Consider the following 16,866-nt stretch of genomic DNA (forward strand, 5'->3'; position numbering starts at 1 on the left):
GGTCCGGCGCGCCCCGCCCCGTCTGTCTGATACCTGAGCGCAGTAGGCTCACCCGCATGACGGACAGGCGGCTGTACGGAGAAGGTCATCGGATCCTGGTTACCGGTGGCGCTGGATTCGTCCCGTCGCACCTGGTGGACGCGCTGCTGGCGCGCGGGGCGACCGTCGTCGCGGTCGACAACTTCATCACCGGCAGCAAGGAGAACGTGGCCCACCTCGCGGAGCACCCGCGGTTCACGCTGGTCGAAGCCGATGTCTCCGAGCCACTGCCGGCGCACGTCGCCGCGCTGGCCGGTCGGTTCGACGCGATCATGCACTTCGCCTCGCCCGCGAGCCCGACCGATTTCGCCCAGATCCCGATCGAGATCCTGCGGGTCGGCTCGGTCGCGACGCTGCAACTGCTCGACCGGGCGCTCGCCGACCGGGCGCGCTTCATCCTGGCGTCCACCTCCGAGGCGTACGGTGACCCGCTCGTACACCCGCAGCCCGAGACCTACTGGGGCAACGTCAACCCGATCGGCGTGCGCAGCGTGTACGACGAGGCCAAGCGCTTCTCCGAGGCGGCGACCATGGCCTACCACCGCTTCCACGGCCTCGACGTCGGCATCGTGCGGATCTTCAACACGTACGGGCCGCGGATGCGCCCGGACGACGGACGGGCGATCCCGACGTTCGTGTCCCAGGCGTTGCGCGGCGAGCCGATCACCGTGCACGGCACCGGCGAGCAGACCCGGTCCATCTGCTACGTCGACGACCTCGTCCGGGGCATCGTCGCGCTGCTCGACTCGGGAGAGACGGGGCCGATCAACTGCGGCACCGAGCACGAGATGACGATGCGGGAACTGGCCGAGACGATCGTCCGACTCACCGGCAGCTCGTCACAGGTGACGTTCGTGCCGCGGGCCGCCGACGACCCGGAGAAGCGGCGCCCGGACCTCACCCGGGCCCGCACGCTGCTGGGGTACGAGCCGACGGTCGGCCCGGAGGAGGGCCTGCGGCGCACGATCGACTATTTCGCGGGTCGCGCCTGACTGCAGGTATCACATACGCGGGCTGGCGGGCCGTACGTAATCTGGTGCCATGTCCTCCCCGACGTACCGCAGTGGCAGCTCCAGCGGTCGGGCCTCGGTGCCCAGCGGTCCTCGCGCCTACCCGAGCGGCCGGGCGCAGATCCCGTCCCGCGGCGCCGACGCCGGCTACCGTCGGTCACCGGGCGTGCCGGGTGGGCCGGGCGGACCCGGTGGACCCGGTGGACCCGGTGGGCCGGGCGGGCCTGTTCCCCCGGGTCCGGGGCGCGGCGACGCGCCGTACCGCCGGCGGATCCGCCCGAGGTGGGGGCGGATCGCGTTCGTCGCCTTCGTCGCGCTGCTGCTGTTGGCGGGTATCGGCGCCGGTGGGGCGTACCTGTACTACCGCAACCTCGACTCCGGCCTGCAGCGGATGGATGCGTTCTCCAAGATCACCGAGCAGCGGCCGGCCGCCACCGGCGCCGGAGCGGAGAACATCCTGCTGCTCGGTAGCGACTCGCGGGACCCCGACAACAAGGCGAAGCCGGGGCTGTGGCGCACCGACACGATCATCCTGATGCACCTCACCGCCGACCATCAGAAGGCGTACCTGATCTCGATACCCCGGGATCTCTACGTGCACATCCCCAAGAGCCCGACCAACCCGGACTACGGCGACACGAACGACAAGATCAACGCGTCCTTCGCGTGGGGCGGCGTGCCGTTGACCGTCGAGACCGTCGAGGGCTACACCGGGGTGCGCATCGACCACGTGGTGCTCGTCGACTTCGGCGGCTTCCAGCAGGTGACCGACGCGCTCGGCGGGGTCGACCTGAACATCGAGCAGGACATCACGTCGATCCACCCGCCGCACCGGCACTTCAAGAAGGGCATGCAGCACCTCAACGGCGCCGAGGCCCTGGACTACGTCCGCCAGCGCTACCAGTTCGCCGAAGGCGACTTCGCCCGGATGCGTCACCAGCAGCAGTTCATGAAGGCGCTGCTGGACAAGGCGACGAGTACCGGGACGGTCAGCAATCCGTTCAAGCTCCAGGCCTTCCTGAGTTCGGTGACCAAGGCGCTGACCGTCGACAAGGACTTCTCCCTCGCCAGTACGGCCTGGGAACTGCGCCACCTCAACAGTTCGGATCTGAAGTTCATGACGAGTCCGAACCAGGGCTCGGCGATGCGGGGCGGTGAGAGCGTGGTCGTCTCGGACAAGACGAAGGCGCTCGCGCTGTACCAGGCGGTGGCCAACGACAAGGTCGCCGACTGGCTCGCGCAGAACGGGTCGTAGCGCGCCGATCCAGGCTTGAAACCGATGCCGATCGATGCACGGCGCTGCCCGACCCCCGGCTGGCCTGGGGAAATGGTGATTGTTGACCGGTTTACCACTCCTCGTCCAGGTGTGATCATGGCGTAGACTCGGAGGTCAATCCCGCCTGATCGGCTCGGGCGTCCCGGTGCCGGCGCGGGTCACTGTCCGCACCGGGAGCTACGACGGCCACCTCACCAGACGACGCCAGACCGGAGGTCGGGTCCGACTCCGGCTTACCAGGCCCCCCGCCGGAGGCCGGCCCAGATCCGGCGCCGGGGGCCGCTGCGTCCATGTCTGGCAGTGAGCCGGCGGCGACGACCGCTGTGTTGCCGGTGGTTACCGCCGAGCCTGTAACAGATGCGCCAGCCGAGCCCGAGCCTGCCGAAGACGGGCCTGTCGATGACGAGCCTGTCGAAGACGGGCCAGCCGGGCCCGTGGAGGCTGCCGGCCGGGGCAGGCGCGACCGACCCCCCGGCCGCGATCCACTCTGGGCCCGCCTGCTCGTGGTCCTCGGCACGTTGCTGCTGGTCGCGTCCGGCACCGCCATCACCGGGACGAAGGTGCTCGCCCACCGCTACGACGCCACCGTGAAGAAGGGCAAGCTCATCGCGGATACGGCCCGAGCAGGTGGGGTGCAGGCGCGGCCACGGCTCACCGGCCCGTTCAACTACCTGCTCATCGGCTCCGACGCGCGCGCCGACGATCCGACGGCGGGCCAGCGCTCCGACACGATCATCATCGTGCACATCCCGGCCACGATGGACCGGGCCTACCTGATCTCGATTCCGCGGGACCTGCGGGTGCAGATCCCGCCGTTCCCCAAGACCGGGTTCCTCGGGAGCCGGGAGAAGATCAACGGTGCGTTCGACTACGGCCACGGCGGCGAGGACGGCGTGCAGTTGCTGTCGCAGACCCTCTTCAACCTGACCGGGATCGCCTTCGACGGCGCCGCGGTGGTCGATTTCGGCGGCTTCCAGAAGGTCATCGAGCAGCTCGGCAGCATCTACATGTGCGTCGACGAGCGCACCGAGTCCCAGCACATCGGGTACGACAAGAACGGCAAGTTCCTCGCGCCGTGGTACGGGCCCGAAGGCTCCTACCGCAACCCGGCCAGCACCCCGGTGGTGTACGAGCCGGGGTGCCAGCGGATGAAGCCCTGGCAGGCGTTGGACTACTCGCGTCAGCGCAAGAGCATCCCGGACGCCGACTACGGCCGCCAGCGCCACCAGCAGCAGCTGTTGAAGGCGATGTTCGACGAGGCGCGCCGGCAGGGGATCATCACCAAACCGGGCAAGCTCGACTCGATCATCCGTGCGGTCGGCGCGTCGCTGACGATCGACACCGGCGGCGTGTCGCTCGCCGACCTCGCGTACGCGCTGCGCGACGTGAACCCCGGCGACCTGGTCGGGATCAAGTTGCCGTCCGAGCCGCGGGACATCGGGGGCTTCTCGTACGTCCTGGCGCTCGACGACCAGGCCACGACGCTGTACGACGCGATCCGCAACGACACCCTCGACACCTGGGTGGGGCAGAACACGACCTGGGTGAACGGCCTGTGAACTGCCCGTACGAAGAGGGTCGTTCGGCTGTCGAACGCCCGAGCAGGCCTTAAGCTTGCGGACGTGTTTGGGCGTAACCAGGTCCCCGGCGTAGGCGCCGACGAGGTGCCAGCTGAGGCGTACCTGCTGGATGTACGGGAAGATGACGAATGGGCGGCGGGTCACGCACCCGACGCCCGCCACATGCCGATGCACACCGTGCCGGCGAGGCTGGACGAGATCCCGACCGACGGGGACGTGGTCGTGGTCTGCCGGTCGGGTGGGCGCTCGGCTCAGGTCGTCGCGTACCTCCTGGCCGCCGGTCGTGACAACGTCCGCAACCTCGACGGCGGCATGATGGCGTGGGCCCGTGCCGGCCGGCCGATGATCAGTGAGGACGGCGGCGCGCCGCAGGTTGCCTGAGTTGACTACCGAGCTTCCCTACCTACCCGCGGCTGACCGCGGGCCCGGCCGGGCCACGTCACCGGCCCGTCCCCTCGTTTTCGCCCACCGGGGCTCGTCGGCCGCCGAGCCCGAGCACACCCTCGCCGCCTACCTGCGCGCGATCGAGGAGGGCGCGGACGGGGTGGAGTGCGACGTCCGCCTCACCCGCGACGGTCAGCTGGTGTGCGTGCACGACCGGCGGCTGGAGCGGACGAGCAACGGCCACGGCGTCGTCAGCACCCACACCCTCGCCGAGCTGGACAAACTGGACTTCGGCTCGTGGCACCCGGGGCCGGGCGAGGACGACGACGAGCTGATCTACGACGCCAGCGGCGAGGGTCGGGGCCGCATCCTCACCCTCGACCGGCTACTCGGGGCCGTTCATGACGCCAACCGGCCGATGCGGCTACTGATCGAGACCAAGCATCCGACCCGGTACGGTGCGGCCGTCGAAGAGCTGCTCGTCGAGTCGCTTCGGCGGCACGGGCTGCACGAGCCGCAGGGTGGACGCCCGGTCGAGGTCACGGTCATGTCGTTCTCGGCGCTCGCGGTACGTCGTACCCGACGCCTGGCGCCCCAGCTGCCGACCGTGATGCTGATGGATCTGCTGCCGGCGGGGCTGCGGAGCGGCCGGCTGCCGTTCGGCTCCCGCATCGGCGGCCCGGGCGTGCGTCTGCTGCGCGCGCATCCCGAGATCGCGCACCGGCTGCACGCGCGGGGCCACCAGGTGTACGTGTGGACGGTCAACGAATCAGCCGACCTCGATTACTTGATCGAGTTGGGTGTGGAGGGCGTCATCACCGACCGGCCGGGCTTCGTGCGGCGACGGCTCGACGAACTCGGCCTACCGCGGAGGTGACCCGCCGGGCAGACTGTCCAGCATGGCCGCTCCTGCCCAGCCGCTCGACCCGGTCGCCCTGCTCGACCGCCTGACGGACCTCATCGAGCTCATCGGCCAGGGGGAAAGCGGCCTGCGGGGGCTTCAGCTCATCGTCGACGCCGCGGCGGCCGTGACCGGCGCGTGCGGCGCGGGCTTCGTCGAGTACACCCGGTCGGGTGGCCACCTGGTCGCGGCGACGAGCTCGCTGACCTGGGCGCTCGGCCTACCCGTGGAGATACCCGAGCATGCGGTCACGACGATGATCGAGGCGCCGCACTGCCGGCAGGCGCTGGTCGGAGACCTCCCGCCGGAGTTCGCGGCCCGGATCCGGGGCCGAGGCATCCAGCGGATCATCAGCACCGTGGGCTCCGCGGGCGGCTCGCTCGTCGGGTCGCTGCACGTGTGCTTCCCGGACGCCGACGGGCGCGCCGAGCCCTACCACCTGGCCGCGCTGCGCCTGCTCGCGGCGGCCGCCGCCCGGCTGTACCGGGAGAGCGCGGAGCTGCCGGTGTACCCGGACGGACCGACGGCGAGCCCGGACGGTCAGCAGGAGCGCGAGCAGGGCCGCGACCTCTTCATCGCGATGACCAGCCACGAGCTCCGCACGCCGGTCACCGCGATCAAGGGGTACGCCGACACGCTGGTCGAGCGGTGGGACTCGCTGGACGAGGCGGCGCGCCGGGACGCCGCCGGGGTGGTCCGGCAGCGCGCGCGGGAGCTGGCCCGGCTGATCGACCGGCTGCTGGCCGCCGCGAGCGGGGTGACCGGGGTCAGCGACGGCTCGACCGGAGCGCCGTTCGACCCCGCCCAGGTGCTGCGGGACGCGGTGGCGGAGCTCAACCCCGAGCTGCGCCGGGTCCTGCGCGTCAACCTGCCCGCCGAGCTGCCGAAGGTACGCGGTGACCGGGCCAGCTTCTCCACGGTTCTCACCGAGCTGGCGACCAACGCGTGCAAGTACTCCCCTGATTGGGTAGATGTGGAGCTGACGGCGGGGGCGGACGCGTACACCGTCTGGATCCGGGTCGCCGACCGTGGCCTGGGGATCCGGCCCGAGCACGCCGAGCGCGCGTTCGACCGGTTCTGGCAGCTGGACCGGGGCGATAAACGGCAGTACGGCGGGGTGGGGCTGGGTCTGTACCTGGTCAGGAAGATCGTCGAACGGCAGAACGGGTGGGTCAGTCTGCGTCCACGCGAAGGTGGCGGGGCCGTCGCCGAGGTGCGGCTTCCCCGTGCGACCGCGGCGGCGGGCTGACCGGGGTAGGCGGGGCGGGTGGCAGAGCAGGGTACGCGGGCTACCGGGACGGATCGCGTGTGGTGCGTCGTCGTCCCGCATCACGCCGAAGGCGCCCGCCGGGCCCGGCACAGGCTGGAGGCGAGCCTCACCGCCTTGGTGCCGGCGGTCACGCTCGCCGACGCCGTGACCGTCACCGCCGAGCTGGTCAGCAACTCCGTACGCCACGCCGCGCCGCTGCCCGGTGGGGTGATCCGGGTGGCGTGGCGGATGGTCGGCGGCGGTATCGAGATCCGCGTGACCGACGGCGGCGCCGCTACCCCGCCGACCGAGCGTCAGGTCGGGTCTGAATCTCCCGACGGGCGCGGGCTCGCGATCGTCTCCGCGCTCGCGGAGGGCTGGGGAGTCGACCGTGACGGGCTGGGCCAGTGCGTCTGGGCCAGGATGGCTGTCCCGGCGGCGCAGCCGGCCTGAACATCGAACACGGCGGCCGGAACATCGAACATGGCGGCCGGAACATCGAACATGGCGGCCTGAACACTGAACACGGCGGCCTGAACACTGAACACGGCGGCCGGAACGCCGAACACGGGTGCCCCGGGTGCACGCCGGACCGGCCGGTAGGGCCTAGGCTGGGTCGCCGTGAGCAAGCGCGCCCGAAATAGGAGTTCGCGTACCGGCACCGACGCCCCGAAGCGTCAGAAGGTGCGCGACATCTTCGTCCCCCGCCCGTTCGCCGGTCTGGCCGATGAGGTCGAGTGGATCGCCCTCCGGGAGCTGGTCCCGGCCGCCACGGCCCCGCTGCGGCTCGCGCCGGATCTCGTGGAGCGGTACGGCGAGCGGTCGGTGACCCTCGCGACCGTCCTGCCGATGGCCTGGCCCGCTATGACGAAACCGGACGGTCGGATTTTCGTCGGTCTGCAGCGCAACACCCAGTCCGGTGACGTCTCCCGCGATCTGGCGGTGGCGCTGCTCCGGGCGCTCGAGACCGAGCCTGGCAACCCGGTCAGTGTTCCCGCGCTCCCCGGCGAAGGCCCGCGACTGCAGGACGTGCTCGCCGACGGCCGGCTCGAGATCACCCTCCACGACAGCTACGAGTTCTGGCTGGACCCGGAGGCGATCGAGGACCCGAACGTCCAGGCCTCCCTGGAACGGGCCAACGCCGCGATCTACCCGACGGTGAAGCTCGCCGCCGCGCCGGCCGCGTACTGGTGCCGGGTGCCGGACCGGGCCCACGTCCGCCTGGTCCTGGCCGAGGAGGAGGACCCGGCGCTGGACGCGCTGGCGAGGCTCTCCGCGGCCGGTGCGCTGCTGCTCGGCGAGGGCACCAGGTTCGCCGGCATGTTCCGGGCGCACGGCTTGCTGGTACCCGTCTGGGACGTGCCGCGCGAGCAGGCCGCCGCCGAGTGGGAGCCGCCGGTGGCGGAGTTCGCCAAGCGGTACGCCGAGGCGCTGGCCGCGGCCGAGCCGCTCACCGCCGCGGAGCGCCGGTCGCGTCAGGGCCTGCTGGGCCGGCAGCTGACCCTGCGCTGAGCGCGACAAGATCCGCGCAATGTTGCACGCATTGCTGCTACCCGGCGCGGAATAGCAGCAAGATGTGACACATTGCGCGGATCTGCGGATCTTCAGCCGCCGAGCGGGGCGCGGGTGATCGGGCACGACATGCAGCGCGGGCCGCCCCGACCCGACCCCAGCTCGGATCCGCGTAGCCGGATGACCTCGATGCCGGCCCGTTCGAGCTGGGCGTTGGTCTCGACGTTGCGCTCGTAGGCCACGCACAGCCGGGGCGCGATGGCCAGGGTGTTGTTGCCGTCGTCCCACTGTTCGCGCTCGGCGGTGACCGGGTCCAGGCCGGTGTCGATGACGCGCAGCGTGTCGATGCCGAGCGCCTTGGCGGCGGCCGTGAGGAACGGCTCCGGCGGGGACAGCCGCAGCTCGCCGTCGCCCTCACCGGCCGTGACGGTCCAGGCCTGGAGGGTGTCAGCCACGTTCGGGTACATGACGACCGCGTCGACGTCGACCATCGTGCACACCGTGTCGAGGTGCATGGTCGCCCGCTCCTGGGCGATCGGCACGACCAGTACGGTGTGCGCCAGTCCGCGGGCGAAGCAGCGGCGGGCCAGCCGCTCGGCGCCGGCGGGCCGGGTGCGCTCCCCGACCCCGACGGCGATCACGCCGGGGCCCAGCAGCAGCACGTCGCCGCCTTCGAGGTGCTCGAGCCCCGGCTCGTACACCAGGGGCGTACCGGCGAACCGCGGGTGGTGGCGGTAGATCGCGTGGGTCAGCGTGGTCTCACGACCGCGGGCCGGCATGGCGAGGCTGGTGACCGCGACCTCGTTGCCCACCCAGACCGACGAGTCACGGGTGAACAGCAGGTTGGGCAGCGGGTCGATGATGAAGTCGTGCCGGTCCAGCAGCGCGTACACGATGCCGCTGCCGGTGCGCAGCTCCTCGTGGGCAAGGCCGGCCATGAGGACCGTCGCCAGGCCCGCCGGGTCGAGGTCGGCGAGGTGCCGGCCGACCTCGGCCCGCAGCGTGTCGCCCAGGCGTACGTCGGAGAGGACCGCGTCGGTCAGCTCGTCCCGCGCCGCCGGGATGCCGAGCACGTCGGTGAGCAGATCGGAGAGGTAGAGCACCTCCACGCCGCGGTCACGCAGCGCCGAGGCGAACTCGTCGTGCTCTTCCTGCGCCCGGCCGACCCACGGGATACCGTCGAAAAGGAGCGAGTCGTTGTTGCGCGGGGTCAGCCGCGCGAGTTCGCGTCCGGGGCGGTGCAGGAGCACGGTGCCCAAACGGCCGACTTCGCTGTCGACGTAATGCTTCACGAACAATCACCCTATCGAGCAGTCCTGTATGGGCCACTTGGGCGCCATGTGAAAGTACGTGCTGTCGAGAATGCGCCTTTCGTCCGCACTCACGCGCACTCATTCATTTATGACCACGCACCTCAATACGTACCGTAGTGCTGTAACCACAGTCCGGTAACTGCTGGGAGGCGCGTGATGGCGAGTTTCCTCCATGCCGCGGACGGTCCGGATCTCCGTCCCCTCGCGGAAGAGTACGCACCGGCCGGAACTCTTGGGGACGGCCGTCCGTCGGCGCTGGACTGGATCCGTGGCCGGCTGGCCGAGCGGGAGAGTCGGCGGGTGGAGGCGGCCCACTACCGGGCGGCGCAGCGGCTCGCGTCGCTCGGCGACAACTGGCGGGTACTCGACCTCCAGGCCGCAGCCGGTTCGGACCCGCTCAGCTTCCTGGCTGTCGGGCCCGGCGGCATCTTCGCCGTCGTCGTCCGGGACCACGGGCGCAGCCGGGTGAGCTTCGCCGGCGACGTGGTGCAGGTCGACGGCCGTCGGCCGAAATACGTCCAGCAGGCGCGCGCGGTGGCGAAGGTGGCGGCGACCGCGCTGTCGCGCATCGCGGGCGTGATCATTCCGGTAATGCCGGTGCTGGCGTTCGCCGGGACCGGCAGGATCAGCGTGTACGGCCTGCCCAAAGGAGTAATCATCTCCTCGTATCAGGAGTTGGGTCGGGTGCTCAACGCCCGAGGTCACCGGCTCGCCGGGGAGACCGTCGATAAGGTGTACGCCCTGGCTGCCGACCCACACACCTGGATCAACCCGCCGTACGTTCCCCTCGCGGAGCGGTACCGCTGGTATTCGGATAGTGACGAGGGCGGGGGCAAGCGACCCTGACAAGAAATCGCCGGCCAGGTAACCTCAGTTCGCATGGCGCCAGGCAGGTGGTACGGCTCTGATCGAGAGCCCAGGGTGAGCAGGTCCACCGCGCTGTTGCGCCTCCGGGTCGCCTGAGGAGGCGCTGTGCCTCACGTCGAACTGTCGTTGTCCGAGCCGGTCACGCGGCGGCGTCCAGTGGCGAGGTCGTCGCTGGGTCGCTGGGCGAAGGCCGTGGCCGACGCTGCCGAGTCGAGCCTCGTCATCGATGCCGACGCCGTCGTCGTGGCGCTGTCGCCGTCCTGCCAGGAGATGCTGGACTGCGACGGTCCCGCGATCGGCCGACCCCTGCTCGAGATCCTGCGGCTGCTCGACTTCTCGAATCCAGGTGGTGCGCTGAGCGCCGGCGAAGCCAGGAAGATACCGCCGTTGCTCGCCCTGGACTCCGGACAACTGGCCCGCGGGCTGATCAGGGTGCAGTGCGTGGACGGCCCGCACACCGTGGACACGATCGCCACCCCCCTGTACGACGTACACGGGAAGGTCGGCTCCTTGACGTTCTTCTGCCCGGTCTGATTTTCGCGCCGCCGGTCCGCCGAGGATTGATTTCGTCCGCTTTCAGCGGCTATGCGATATCGCGATTGTTGCGTACGTCCCACGCGACGATTTCGGGGTGTGTCCGATCCACCGTCGGCCCGTACTCTCCTTGCATGTTGGAGCTGGAGCTGCTGCGCGACGACTACGCTGTCTGCCGCCTGCCGGCCGGCTCCCCGGCGCCGCAGGCCCTGCTGGCGCAGGCTGGCAAGGGTGACGTGATCTCGGTCACCTGGACGCCCGACGAGGTGTCGATCCTGTGCCCGGCCGCGTGCGCGCCCGACGGGGCCAGCGTCGAGACGCCGTGGCGCTGCTTCCGGGTCGCCGGCCCGGTCGACCTGGCGCTCACCGGCATCCTGGCGTCCATCGTCAGCCCGCTCGCCGACGCCAGGGTCAACATCTTCGCCTTCTCGACGTTCGACACCGACTATCTTCTGGTTCCATCGGTGCGGCTCTCCGAGGCGATCACTGCTCTCACCGCCGCGGGGCACCGCGTCTCGAGCTAGCACCGCCGCGAGAGGCTGGGAGCGAGCGTGAACGGGGCGAAGACACGGGTGGGCCTGGCGCTGTCGATCGTGGGGATCGCCGCGACGGTGACCGGCTGCGGCCGGGTCGAGCCCCTGCCCCCACCGCGCTCGCCGCACGTGGTAGCCCCCAGCGACTCCGGATCGCCGAGCGACGACACCTCGGCCGCGCCGGACGATCCCGCCGCCGCGACGGCGGAGCCCGCCGACCCGACGCCGACGGCTGAGCTTGCCGGCCAGACGCCGGGCGCCCGGCCCGGCGCACTGCCCGGCGCCCTGCCCGGCGCCATCGCTTCCCGCTGCGCCGACCGCTCGACCGACACCCAGGTCGTCGCGGCGCTGCGACGAGACCGCAAGCTGCTGCTGCCGGCCGGCTCCACGCCGACGATCACCACCGGCCCGCTGTGCGCCGGCTCGTGGCAGTACACCGTGCTGTCCGTACCCGGCCGGGACGCGATCCAGGTGGTGACCCGCGGCGACCCGGGCCGGCTGGCCGTCGTCACGGCCGGCACGTACGTCTGCGAACCCGAGGTCGTCAGCGCCGCGCCGAGCGGCATCCTGACCGCCGCACACTGCCGGTGACCGGGATAGTCTCCTCCACAGCGCACCAAGAGAGGGGCATCGTCATGCCCGGCGTACCGCCGACCCGCTTCGTCTTCCTCGGCCCGGAAGGGACCTTCGCAGAGCAGGCGTTGCGTACGATTCCGGCCGCGGAGCACGGCACCCGCACCCCGGCCCGCAGTGTGCCGGAGGCGCTCGACGCGGTGCGTGCCGGCGACGCCGACGCGGCGCTCGTGCCGCTGGAGAACTCGATCGGCGGCCAGGTCGGCGTCACGCTCGACGAGCTGGCCGACGGGGAACCGCTGGTGATCACGCGCGAGGTCGTGCTGCCCGTGCAGTTCGTCCTCGGCGCCCGGACCGCCGTCCCGCTGGGCGAGATCCGGTCGATCGCCGCCCACCCGCAGGCGCACGCGCAGTGCCGGCACTGGCTGCGGGCGCACGTACCCGCGGCCACCGTGGTCGACGCGCTCTCCAACGCGGCGGCAGCGGCCGCCGCCGCGGCGGGCGAGTACGACGCGGCCATCTGCGCCCCGCTCGGGGCCGGCCGTGCGCGGCTGACCGTGCTGGCCAAGGACATCGCCGACCACGCGGACGCGGTGACCCGGTTCGCGCTGGTGTCCCGGCCCGGTCCGCCGCCCGCGCCGACCGGCGACGACCTGACCACCCTCGCGGTGTACATCGCCCACGACCGGGTGGGTGCGCTGCTCGCCGTTCTCACCGAGCTCGCGGTACGCGGGGTGAACCTCACCCGGATCGAGTCCCGCCCCACGGGTGAGCGGCTCGGCCGGTACGTGTTCTTCCTGGACTGCTCGGGGCATGTTGCCGAGGTCCGGATGGGCGAGGCGCTGCAGGGGCTGCGGCGGGTCTGCGCCGACGTGCGCTTCCTGGGCTCGTACCCGCGGGCGGGCACCGAGCGTCCGGCGCCCGCCCCGCCGGGCACCGCGGACGCCGACTTCGCCGACGCCGCGGCCTGGCTGGCCCGGATCCGCGCCGGCGGCCCCGCCTGATCCGCGATCTTGGACACTTAGCGGGGTGATAGGCCCGCCAAGTGTCCAAGATCGCGGAAGCGGGGGGTCAGTCGCCGAGCAGGCCGCCCAGCAGGCCCTGGCTCTGCTGCCGCTGCCCACCGCCGTTGCCGGCCAGGCCGCCGTGGAACTCCTCCGAGGGCTGGACGATCACGAAGCCCTGGCCGGCGAAGCTCATCGTGAACGCTTCACCCGTCGTACGCCCGATCAGCGTGCCGATGCCGAGCTGGTCGGCCCGGTGGTACCCGGTCTGCAGGCTCGTCGACCAGCAGATCGCCGCCTGGGGGTCGGCGTAGGTCGGCGCGTCCACGTTCAGTACGACCGGGGTGCCCTTGGTCGTGATGGCGATCCGCCCGTGTCCGGAGAAGACGCAGTTGAACATGCCGGCGCTGGAGAACATGCCCAGGCCCTGGACCATCCGGACTTCGTACTGCACCGTCGACTCGAAGGCGAGCACGTTGGCGCCGTTGATCGTGATCGCGTCACCCGGCTCCAGGTCGATCAGGTGCACGTCCGCGGCCCGGTCGGCCAGGAAGAGATCGCCGTGGCCGGAGACCTTCATGAGGGGTACGCCCTCACCGGTCAGCTTCTGCTTGAGCCACTTGCCCATGCCGCCCGCGCCGAGCGCCTGGAACTGCATCTGTCCCTGGTAGGCCACCATCGCGCCGGTACGCGCCATGATCTCGCCGTTGAGTTCGACCTTGAGCATCTTGGAGTTCTGCAGGCGCATGCCCGGCTGGGCAGACTCCTTCTCCAGGTTTTCGGCAGCGAACAGTGCGCTACGCATCAGCTTCTTCCCTCCGGGTCGGTGCGTTGCCCGTCACGATAAGTGACCGGGTCAAGCCTCAGCCCCAACCGAGCTCGTGGAGGCGGGCGTCGCTGATGCCGAAGTGATGGGCGATCTCGTGCACCACGGTCACCGCGACCTCCTCGACCACGTCGTCGTCGGTGTCGCAGATGGCGAGGATCGGGTTGCGGTAGATGATGATCCGGTCCGGCAGCACCCCGGAGTAGTCCCAGCCGCGCTCGGTCAGGGCGTACCCCTCGTAGACGCCGAGCAGCGTGGGCTCGTCCGGCGGCGGGTCGTCCTCGACCAGGATCACTACGTTGTCCATGAGCGCGAGCAGGTCGCCGGGGACGTCGTCGAGCGCGTCGCCCACCAGCTCCTCGAAGCGGGCGCGGGCCATCTCCATCGGCACGTGCGTATTGTGCCCGGACGCACCGGCGCCCCGTGGGAGGTACCCGCGGGGCGCCGGCGCGAAGGTGAGAACCGTTCAGACGAGCGACGCGTCCAGCGTGATCTCCACCGCGGACAGCGCCTTGGAGACCGGGCAGTTCGCCTTGGCCTGCTCGGCCAGCTTCTGGAACTCGGCCGCGTCGATACCGGGAACGTCGCCGCGGGTGACCAGATCTATCCGGGTGATGCCGAAGCCGCCATCGGTCTTGTCGAGGTGGACGCTGGCCCGGGTGTCGACCGACGTGGGCACGTGGCCGGCCTGGGACAGGATGTTGGAGAACGCCATGGAGAAACAGCCGGCGTGAGCGGCCGCGATGAGCTCCTCGGGGTTGGTCCCGTTGCCCTCCTCGAAGCGGGAGGGGAACGAGAACGCTCCCTCGAACGCACCGGAGGCGAGCGCCATGGTGCCGGAGCCGTCTTTCAGCGAGCCCTGCCAGCGGGCGGATGAGGTACGAGTTGGCATACCTGCGACGCTAGCCCATGACGGTGGCGGGGTGCGACGATGCGCTGATGCCGCGTCCACTTTTCACAGTGACCGGTGGGCTGCTCGGCGGCGCGGGCCTGCTGACCGGCATCGCCTCGCTGGCCGTTCCGTGGGGTCGGTTCCGGGTGAGCGGCGCGCTGCCGGTGGGTACCGCCGTCCCGGTGCCGGCGCCGCTCGTGGTGTTCCAGGCGCCCCACGGGACGTGGTACCTGATCCTGCTGGGCCTGCTCGCCGGTCTGTTCGCGGTCGCGGCCCTGGACACCGGGCGGGGCGCCCACCTCGCCCTGACGGTCGCGCCGACGGCCGGCATCGTCACCGTGCTGGTCGTGATCTGGCTGGCGAACGGGATCGCCGGTGCGGCCGTCGGCGCCAACGCGATCGGGTTCGCCGGTCTGCGGGTGACCGGGGAGGCGGCGTACGGGGTGTGGATCGGTATGGCGACCGGTCCGCTGCTCGGCTTCGGCGCGGGTGCGCTGGCGCTGGGCCGCCGCCGGACGGACCCCCGTCCACGCGCGATGCACCCCTGATCAGGCGGTCGCGGGGTCGGGCTCGGCGCACCAGGACTCGGGGGCGTCCACGGGTGCCTGCCACGCCTCCGGAAGCAGGAGCGCCGCCAGGTTGGCGGCGGCCACGAGTACCGCGCCGATGAGCAGCGGTGCGGTCGTGCCGATCGCCGCGGCGACCGGGGCGGCCACCGCCAGCCCCAGCGGTCGGGCGGCGAACGAGATCAGCGTGTCGAACGACCCGACCCGGCCCAGGGCCTCCGGCGGGATGCCGCGCTGCACGGTGGTCTCCCACAGTGGACTCAGCACGCCGAGCCCGAACATCGCCCCGAAGTAGGTGACGGTGACGACCGCCAGGGGCAGGTGCAGGGCGAAGGCTACCAGCGGGAGCGCGTACGCGGCGGCGCCCACGGCGACGCCGACCAGCGGGCGACGTATGGGCAGCCGGGACGCCGCGTAGACACCGGCCAGCATGCCGACGGTGCCCACCTGCGCGATGACCACCCAGGAGACGTCGCCGCCGAGGTGGCGCACCGCGATCAGCGGGCCGAGGGTCAGCAGGAACCCGGCGGTCAGGTGCCAGACGCCGTGGCCGAGGACGTTGACCAGGAACCAGCGGTGGCGACGGGTCTCCGCCCATCCGGCGCGCAGCTCGCCCAGAAAGGCGCCCCGCCCGGCCGGCCGGACGGCGCGGCCCGGATCGAGGCGGCCGACCGTCGTCGCGGACAGGATGAACAGCGCCCCGGTGACGAGCGAGGACCAGCCGGCCCCTACCGCGAGCATCAGGCCCCCGGCGGCCGCGGGCGCCGCCATCTGGGCGAGCCCTTCGGCCACGCCGAGCCGGGCGTTGGTCCGCAGCCGCTCCGTCCCCGCGGCCACCGCCGCCACCAGCGTCCGGACGGCAGGCGTCCCGAACGCCACGGCGGCTCCGGTGATCGCCGAGAGTACGGCCAGCGGCGCGACCCGTACGGGGCCGGTGAGCAGCTCGGCGCCGATCCCCAGTTGAGCGGCGGCGCGCACCAGGTCCGCGGTGAGCACGACCCGCTGGGGCGGGAAGCGGTCCGCCACGACGCCGGCCACGGGCAGCAGGACCAGCATCGGCAGCAGTTCGCAGCCCAGGACGAGGCCGAGGTCGGCGGCGGAGCCGGTGTGGACGACGGCGAGCGTCAGGGTCGTCGGGATCAGCGCGGTCGCGAGCGCTGCGAAGGTACGGCCGGTCAGCAGCCGTCGAATCGACGGGGTCATGACACGAGAGGATATTTCGTTAGCGAATCATTCGTCAACGAAATACTGTGCGTAGCATACTGGCCCGGTGGAAGACTCCGTCGACAGGCACATCGCCCGCTGGCGCGGCAAGGCGCCCTTCGACGAGCGGGTGGAGGCGGCGATCACCCGCATCCAGCTGCTGGCCAAGCACGTGCGCCAGGCCAAGGACCGGGCGCTGGCCGAGGTCGGACTGCAGGGCTACGAGTTCGAGACGCTGCACCGGCTGGCCGCCCGGGACCGGCCGTGGCGCGCCACCCCCTCCGAGCTGGCCGCGGAGCTGATGCTGTCACCGGCCGGCATGACCGGCCGGCTCGACAGCCTGGAGAAGGCGGGCCTGATCCGCCGGCTCCGCGGCACCGAGGACCGCCGGCGCGTGGACGTCGAGCTGACCGAGCTGGGGCACTCCCGCTGGCTCGACGCCATGAGACTGCGTAGCGCGGCCGAGGACGCCATGCTCGAACCCCTGGCGGACGGCGACCGGGACGCGCTCAACGCCCTGCTCGGCCGCATGCTGCGGCATGTGGAGACGGGCGCACCCCATTGAGCGGGCCACCCCATTGAGATGACCGCGCCCGGCGGGCAC

At 71.4% G+C, this 16,866-nt stretch carries 20 protein-coding genes; 15 read left to right on the forward strand and 5 right to left on the reverse strand.

Annotated elements, in window-relative coordinates; all coding sequences use genetic code 11:
• Positions 1 to 56: 56 nt before the first annotated feature.
• From HC031_RS04270 to HC031_RS04305, 8 genes are all read left to right on the forward strand, one after another.
• Complete coding sequence (locus HC031_RS04270; RefSeq protein WP_167923818.1) at positions 57 to 1,031, forward strand: UDP-glucuronic acid decarboxylase family protein; 975 nt, start codon at positions 57 to 59, stop codon at positions 1,029 to 1,031.
• A 49-nt stretch (positions 1,032 to 1,080) separates the two neighbouring features.
• Positions 1,081 to 2,304 (forward strand): LCP family protein, encoded by a 1,224-nt coding sequence (locus HC031_RS04275; RefSeq protein WP_167923819.1) that lies wholly within the window; start codon positions 1,081 to 1,083, stop codon positions 2,302 to 2,304.
• Positions 2,305 to 2,759: 455 nt separating this feature from the next.
• Positions 2,760 to 3,884, forward strand: coding sequence for an LCP family protein (locus tag HC031_RS04280; protein ID WP_338090476.1), 1,125 nt, complete (start codon positions 2,760 to 2,762; stop codon positions 3,882 to 3,884).
• A gap of 63 nt (positions 3,885 to 3,947) precedes the next feature.
• Complete coding sequence (locus HC031_RS04285; RefSeq protein WP_167923821.1) at positions 3,948 to 4,286, forward strand: rhodanese-like domain-containing protein; 339 nt, start codon at positions 3,948 to 3,950, stop codon at positions 4,284 to 4,286.
• Between the two features lies 1 nt (position 4,287).
• Positions 4,288 to 5,166 (forward strand): glycerophosphodiester phosphodiesterase, encoded by an 879-nt coding sequence (locus HC031_RS04290; RefSeq protein ID WP_167923822.1) that lies wholly within the window; start codon positions 4,288 to 4,290, stop codon positions 5,164 to 5,166.
• 22 nt (positions 5,167 to 5,188) lie between these two features.
• A complete protein-coding gene (locus HC031_RS04295) occupies positions 5,189 to 6,439 on the forward strand; it encodes a sensor histidine kinase (protein ID WP_167923823.1) in 1,251 nt (416 codons plus the stop codon).
• A 57-nt stretch (positions 6,440 to 6,496) separates the two neighbouring features.
• Positions 6,497 to 6,892, forward strand: coding sequence for an ATP-binding protein (locus HC031_RS04300; RefSeq protein WP_338090477.1), 396 nt, complete (start codon positions 6,497 to 6,499; stop codon positions 6,890 to 6,892).
• Between the two features lie 168 nt (positions 6,893 to 7,060).
• The gene (locus HC031_RS04305) at positions 7,061 to 7,951 is read left to right on the forward strand and encodes a DUF5926 family protein (RefSeq protein WP_167923825.1); all 891 of its coding nucleotides are present in this window, start codon (positions 7,061 to 7,063) and stop codon (positions 7,949 to 7,951) included.
• Positions 7,952 to 8,043: 92 nt separating this feature from the next.
• Here HC031_RS04305 and HC031_RS04310 read toward each other — a convergent pair whose 3' ends face one another.
• Positions 8,044 to 9,243 carry an arginine deiminase gene (locus HC031_RS04310; RefSeq protein WP_167923826.1) on the reverse strand — a complete coding sequence of 400 codons (1,200 nt, stop codon included), beginning with the start codon at positions 9,241 to 9,243 and terminating at the stop codon, positions 8,044 to 8,046.
• Positions 9,244 to 9,420: 177 nt separating this feature from the next.
• On the opposite strand from HC031_RS04310, the gene HC031_RS04315 reads away from it, so the two are divergent.
• The 5 genes from HC031_RS04315 to pheA all read left to right on the forward strand — a co-directional run bounded on the left by HC031_RS04315 (position 9,421) and on the right by pheA (position 12,775).
• A complete protein-coding gene (locus HC031_RS04315; protein WP_240942088.1) occupies positions 9,421 to 10,110 on the forward strand; it encodes a hypothetical protein in 690 nt (229 codons plus the stop codon).
• A gap of 126 nt (positions 10,111 to 10,236) precedes the next feature.
• Positions 10,237 to 10,665, forward strand: a complete 429-nt coding sequence (locus tag HC031_RS04320; RefSeq protein WP_167923827.1) for a PAS domain-containing protein — start codon at positions 10,237 to 10,239, stop codon at positions 10,663 to 10,665.
• 134 nt (positions 10,666 to 10,799) lie between these two features.
• Complete coding sequence (locus HC031_RS04325) at positions 10,800 to 11,189, forward strand: ACT domain-containing protein (RefSeq protein WP_167923828.1); 390 nt, start codon at positions 10,800 to 10,802, stop codon at positions 11,187 to 11,189.
• Between the two features lie 27 nt (positions 11,190 to 11,216).
• Complete coding sequence (locus HC031_RS04330; protein WP_167923829.1) at positions 11,217 to 11,789, forward strand: hypothetical protein; 573 nt, start codon at positions 11,217 to 11,219, stop codon at positions 11,787 to 11,789.
• A gap of 44 nt (positions 11,790 to 11,833) precedes the next feature.
• The gene (gene pheA, locus HC031_RS04335; RefSeq protein ID WP_167923830.1) at positions 11,834 to 12,775 is read left to right on the forward strand and encodes a prephenate dehydratase; all 942 of its coding nucleotides are present in this window, start codon (positions 11,834 to 11,836) and stop codon (positions 12,773 to 12,775) included.
• A gap of 67 nt (positions 12,776 to 12,842) precedes the next feature.
• Here the strand turns inward: pheA and HC031_RS04340 are convergent, their stop codons facing one another.
• The 3 genes from HC031_RS04340 to HC031_RS04350 all read right to left on the reverse strand — a co-directional run bounded on the left by HC031_RS04340 (position 12,843) and on the right by HC031_RS04350 (position 14,493).
• Positions 12,843 to 13,580, reverse strand: a complete 738-nt coding sequence (locus tag HC031_RS04340) for an AIM24 family protein (protein WP_167923831.1) — start codon at positions 13,578 to 13,580, stop codon at positions 12,843 to 12,845.
• 58 nt (positions 13,581 to 13,638) lie between these two features.
• Complete coding sequence (locus HC031_RS04345) at positions 13,639 to 13,986, reverse strand: metallopeptidase family protein (RefSeq protein WP_167924044.1); 348 nt, start codon at positions 13,984 to 13,986, stop codon at positions 13,639 to 13,641.
• An 81-nt stretch (positions 13,987 to 14,067) separates the two neighbouring features.
• On the reverse strand, positions 14,068 to 14,493 hold the full coding sequence (locus HC031_RS04350; protein WP_167923832.1) for an OsmC family protein: 426 nt from the start codon (positions 14,491 to 14,493) through the stop codon (positions 14,068 to 14,070).
• 47 nt (positions 14,494 to 14,540) lie between these two features.
• Between HC031_RS04350 and HC031_RS04355 the strand changes: the two genes are divergently transcribed.
• Positions 14,541 to 15,041 carry a hypothetical protein gene (locus HC031_RS04355; protein ID WP_167923833.1) on the forward strand — a complete coding sequence of 167 codons (501 nt, stop codon included), beginning with the start codon at positions 14,541 to 14,543 and terminating at the stop codon, positions 15,039 to 15,041.
• Here HC031_RS04355 and HC031_RS04360 read toward each other — a convergent pair whose 3' ends face one another.
• Positions 15,042 to 16,262: an MFS transporter gene (locus HC031_RS04360; protein ID WP_167923834.1), complete on the reverse strand. Its 1,221-nt coding sequence runs from the start codon at positions 16,260 to 16,262 to the stop codon at positions 15,042 to 15,044.
• A 67-nt stretch (positions 16,263 to 16,329) separates the two neighbouring features.
• Between HC031_RS04360 and HC031_RS32855 the strand changes: the two genes are divergently transcribed.
• Positions 16,330 to 16,827 carry a MarR family transcriptional regulator gene (locus HC031_RS32855; RefSeq protein WP_167923835.1) on the forward strand — a complete coding sequence of 166 codons (498 nt, stop codon included), beginning with the start codon at positions 16,330 to 16,332 and terminating at the stop codon, positions 16,825 to 16,827.
• The last annotated feature ends 39 nt before the right edge of the window (positions 16,828 to 16,866 follow it).

The sequence above is a fragment of the Planosporangium thailandense genome (assembly GCF_011947195.1).
Taxonomy (GTDB): Bacteria; Actinomycetota; Actinomycetes; order Mycobacteriales; family Micromonosporaceae; genus Planosporangium; species Planosporangium thailandense.

Excerpts from the sequence above, each read along its gene's own strand:
- HC031_RS04295 (WP_167923823.1), top strand. The coding sequence starts at position 5,189 with ATGGCCGCTCCTGCCCAGCCGCTCGACCCGGTCGCCCTGCTCGACCGC.
- HC031_RS04360 (WP_167923834.1), bottom strand. The coding sequence starts at position 16,262 with ATGACCCCGTCGATTCGACGGCTGCTGACCGGCCGTACCTTCGCAGCG.
- HC031_RS04355 (WP_167923833.1), top strand. The coding sequence starts at position 14,541 with ATGCCGCGTCCACTTTTCACAGTGACCGGTGGGCTGCTCGGCGGCGCG.
- HC031_RS04345 (WP_167924044.1), bottom strand. The coding sequence starts at position 13,986 with ATGGAGATGGCCCGCGCCCGCTTCGAGGAGCTGGTGGGCGACGCGCTC.
- HC031_RS04270 (WP_167923818.1), top strand. The coding sequence starts at position 57 with ATGACGGACAGGCGGCTGTACGGAGAAGGTCATCGGATCCTGGTTACC.
- pheA (WP_167923830.1), top strand. The coding sequence starts at position 11,834 with ATGCCCGGCGTACCGCCGACCCGCTTCGTCTTCCTCGGCCCGGAAGGG.
- HC031_RS04340 (WP_167923831.1), bottom strand. The coding sequence starts at position 13,580 with ATGCGTAGCGCACTGTTCGCTGCCGAAAACCTGGAGAAGGAGTCTGCC.
- HC031_RS04350 (WP_167923832.1), bottom strand. The coding sequence starts at position 14,493 with ATGCCAACTCGTACCTCATCCGCCCGCTGGCAGGGCTCGCTGAAAGAC.
- HC031_RS04325 (WP_167923828.1), top strand. The coding sequence starts at position 10,800 with ATGTTGGAGCTGGAGCTGCTGCGCGACGACTACGCTGTCTGCCGCCTG.
- HC031_RS04275 (WP_167923819.1), top strand. The coding sequence starts at position 1,081 with ATGTCCTCCCCGACGTACCGCAGTGGCAGCTCCAGCGGTCGGGCCTCG.
- HC031_RS04315 (WP_240942088.1), top strand. The coding sequence starts at position 9,421 with ATGGCGAGTTTCCTCCATGCCGCGGACGGTCCGGATCTCCGTCCCCTC.